Raw genomic sequence first — 3,856 nt, 5'->3', positions numbered from 1 at the left:
GCCAGCCACACCTTCGGAACCGGTCGCTCCGGTCGGGCCAGGCGCTCCCGCCGGGCCAGGAACCACCACCACGGATGGCGTAGGGCTGCTGCTTGCAGGTTTGTCGCAAGCGGCGAGGCCAAACGTGACGACCAGTGTTGTCAATAACAATGCATGTTTCATATCGAACCTTTTAGGTAGCAAGAGAAAAAAAGCGCGGTGGTGCGGTAGAGCGCCATTCGAATCACCTTGTGAAAAGATGGTTCTGAAATTCGTCTGTCTGCAGATTAAGCGAAAGCGCGGGGTTTCTCTGTGTGCTGCCGCACGGATTGCTGCCAGGGCAGCCGGCACTCGGCCGGCGCCCCTGTATGAATTTATACACAACCAAAAATATTCATCGCCCAATATTTCAACACGGAAATCTTATCTGCTACGATACCATCGGCTAATGCAGGGGAAACTGATGCTCGCCTGTCGGAAGCAAGGTAGTGCATAAATATAAGAAACAAAAAAACAGGGGAGTAGATGAATAAGCATTTCTTGGTCCGGGCAGCCGCAGCTGCCGCAATCGTTGCGTCCTCACTTCTTACCGGCTGTGCCTCCATTGTCGACGGCACCGGCCAGGTGGTAACGGTCGAAGCCCGCAGCCAGGGGCAACTGGTCAAGGGCGCTTCCTGCAAACTGCAAAACGCCAAAGGCACCTTTTATGTGACCGCACCGGGCACGGTGACCATCCACCGGTCGAGCGACGACCTGACAGTGCAATGCGACAAAGCAAATATCAAACCTGGCCTGGTACAAATCAAATCCAGCGTCAAAGGAATGGCGTATGGCAATTTTTTGCTGGGCGGGGTCGTCGGCGCAATTATCGATCACAGTTCCGGTGCGGCTTATGACTATCCACCCATGATCACGGTCTTGATGGGCGAGAACGGCGCCACGCCGATTGCACCCTTCAGTCCTCCGGGCGCCCCGGCCGCTCCGGTTGCCCCAACTGCTCAGGGCACCCTTGCCCGTAACGGCGAGCGCCAGCTGACCGGTAAAGAAATGCAGCAGCATTTCAGCAACCTTGGCACCGTGACGGGACATAGTCCAAGCGGCGCAAAAATGCTGTATGACGTCGGCCAGGGCGGCCGCCTGGAAGTCAAGAATCTTGACAAGGGCGGCGGCACGATGGGCGCTTACGAGTTCAAGGAAGCCGAGAACCAGATTTGCATCACGATATACGGCGGCAGCGGCTGGCGCATCATGCAGGACTGCTACCGCCTGTACCAGGTTAACGCCGGCACGTTCGCCATGAGATCGGCCACCGACAGATATTTTTTCACCTACGACATCAACGGCGGCGGCGGCAGTTATGCCGACCAGCCGGTTGCGGCGCCATCGGCTACGTACGCGAATGCGGCGCCTGCCGCCACATCGGCTCCGGTGAATGACACCCCGGCGGCGCCTGTGCCAGCGGCAAGCGCGGCGCCCCTGGCGGTAGCCCCAATAGCTGCACCGGCCGGATTGCAGACAGAACAGATCGGCCAATATTCATATCAAAGCGAACACCTCGCCAGGGCGCAATCATGCTCGGCGGCGCCGCATGCCACCCTTAACGCCAAAGGGCCGGGATTCGAATCGTATTCCGTCTCTTGCGACAACGGCGACTCGCTTGCGATGCGCTGCGACTTCGGCCAATGTCGCATCTTGAAATGAAATGAGCCTGATCATTTGAACCACTGAAAAACTTCGATTCAGAAAAAATCCGGGCCATGCGAGGAGAGATTCGTCTTGATGCAGTTTTTTTCGCCAGTGCCGGCTTTGCCTATAGCGTAGAAAAGATGGTGCCAGATAACGGCGAGATATTTGAAGGAGTGAATGTCGGAGATGCGCGGGACTCCGGTATCGCAACCGGCGGCAAGCACAAAAAAAGCTTCCGGGCGTCTCGATACCATGCAAGGAAAACGCCAACGCAGCGCTTTTCTTTGACCTGGTGGACTTTCTCGGCAAATGAATTATTCGCCATTTTCATAGCGCCGACGTCAATGCTGGCCGGCAGGCGCCTTGATAAAATCGATGAATGCACGCAAAGGAGCCGGCACCAGGCGGCGACCGGGATAATAAAGGAACGGTCCGGAAAAGCGCATCCACCACGGCGCAAGCACGGGTTCAAGCGCGCCGCTGTCGAGATGCGGGCGCAGCCAGTCCTCGAAGAGATAAATGATGCCGCTGCCGGCGATCGCCGCCTGGACGGCGAGATCGGCGCCTCCGCCCGCTTGTACGATCAGCGGCCCGGTCGGATCTACGCGCACCATCTCGCCGTTCAGCTCAAACTCCCACGGCGGCATTGATCCGCTGGAAAAGCGGCCGCGCAGGCAGGCATGGCCGAGCAGCTCGCGCGGGTGTTGCGGCCGGCCGCGCCGGTCAAGATAGGCGGCAGACGCAGCGGTGGCAAAGCGCTGGACGCGCGGCCCGATCGGCACCGCGATCATGTCCTGTTCCAGCCTCTCGTCGTAGCGGATGCCGGCGTCGCACCCGGCCGCGATCATGTCGACAAAACTGTCTTCGGTGATGATCTCCAGCAAAATATCGGGATAGGCGGTGAGAAAAGGCGGCACGATGCTGCCCAGCACCAGCCGCGCCGCACTGACCGGCACGTTGAGGCGCAATGTGCCGGCAGGCCGGTCGCGAAAACCGTTGACCACGTCCAGTGCGGCCTCCATCTCGCTCAAGGCCGGGCTGAGCCGCGCCAGCAAGCCCTCGCCTGCTTCGGTCGGCACTACGCTGCGCGTGGTGCGGTTGAACAGCCTCACGCCGAGCTGTGTCTCCAGGCGACGTACTGCTTCGCTGAGCGCGGACGCGCTGCTGCCGCTGACACGCGCGCCTTCGCGAAAGCCCTTGGCGCGCGCCACCGCCACGAAGGCGTTCAGATCTTCCAGGTTGACCTTCATTGCCCCACCCTCCACTGTTCGCGAATCCGCACAACCCGTATCGATTGTACCCAATTATCACGAAGGTGGAAGACGCCTACCATGTGTCATCTTTCATCTAAAGGAGCGGAATCATGTCCAGCATCGAACAATCCGGCACATTCACACTTGGCCACCGTACCGTAAAGCGACTCGGCTACGGCGCCATGCAGCTCGCAGGGCCAGGCGTGTTCGGCCCGCCCAAGGATCGGGGCGCAGCGCTGGCCGTGCTGCGCGAAGCCGTCGCGCGCGGCGTCAATCACATCGACACCAGCGATTTCTACGGACCGCACATCACTAACCAGCTGATCCGCGAGGCGCTGCATCCTTATCGGGACGATCTTGCCATCGTCACCAAGATCAGCGCCCGGCGCGGCGACGACGGATCATGGATTCCAGCCATGTCGCGCGAAGAACTGACCCAGGCGGTGCACGACAATCTGCGCAATTTGGGTCTGGATGTGCTCGACGTGGTTAATCTGCGCAGCATGCTTGGTATCCACGGGCCCGTCGAAGGATCGATCGAAGAGCCGCTCACGGTTGTGGCCGAACTTCAGCGGCAGGGCCTGGTGCGCCATATCGGGCTGAGCAACGTTACCCCGGCGCAGATCGCGGAAGGACGCAAGATCTGCGAGATCGTCTGCGTGCAAAACCACTACAACGTCGCGCATCGGGACGACGACGCCCTGATCGACGCGCTTGCACGGGACGGCATCGCTTATGTGCCCTACTTTCCGCTAGGCGGGTTCAGCCCGCTGCAATCCTCTACCTTGTCCGACGTCGCCGTGCGCCTCGACGCCACGCCCATGCAGGTGGCGCTCGCCTGGCTGCTGCGCCGCTCGCCCAACATCCTGCTGATCCCGGGCACCTCGTCCGTCGCCCACTTGCACGAGAACCTGGCCACGGCCGAGCTGACGCTGCCG

General features: G+C 60.4%; 3 protein-coding genes. 2 read left to right on the top strand and 1 reads right to left on the bottom strand.

From position 1 onward, the window contains the following. Nucleotides 1-504: 504 nt before the first annotated feature. Nucleotides 505-1,680, top strand: coding sequence for a hypothetical protein (locus tag JWQ61_RS03620; RefSeq protein WP_304359312.1), 1,176 nt, complete (start codon nucleotides 505-507; stop codon nucleotides 1,678-1,680). Nucleotides 1,681-2,006: 326 nt separating this feature from the next. On the opposite strand, the gene JWQ61_RS03615 is transcribed toward JWQ61_RS03620, so the two are convergent. Continuing rightward, complete coding sequence (locus JWQ61_RS03615) at nucleotides 2,007-2,915, bottom strand: LysR family transcriptional regulator (RefSeq protein ID WP_304359311.1); 909 nt, start codon at nucleotides 2,913-2,915, stop codon at nucleotides 2,007-2,009. 113 nt (nucleotides 2,916-3,028) lie between these two features. Here JWQ61_RS03615 and JWQ61_RS03610 point away from each other — a divergent pair. Next, on the top strand, nucleotides 3,029-3,856 hold an 828-nt coding region (locus JWQ61_RS03610), incomplete at its 3' end, for an aldo/keto reductase family oxidoreductase (RefSeq protein WP_304359310.1).

Origin of the sequence: Collimonas fungivorans (assembly GCF_028292705.1) — a bacterium.
GTDB lineage: Bacteria > Pseudomonadota > Gammaproteobacteria > Burkholderiales > Burkholderiaceae_D > Collimonas > Collimonas fungivorans_B.
The sequence above is the reverse complement of the archived record's forward strand: the minus strand, read 5'-3'. Positions and strand labels throughout refer to the sequence as shown.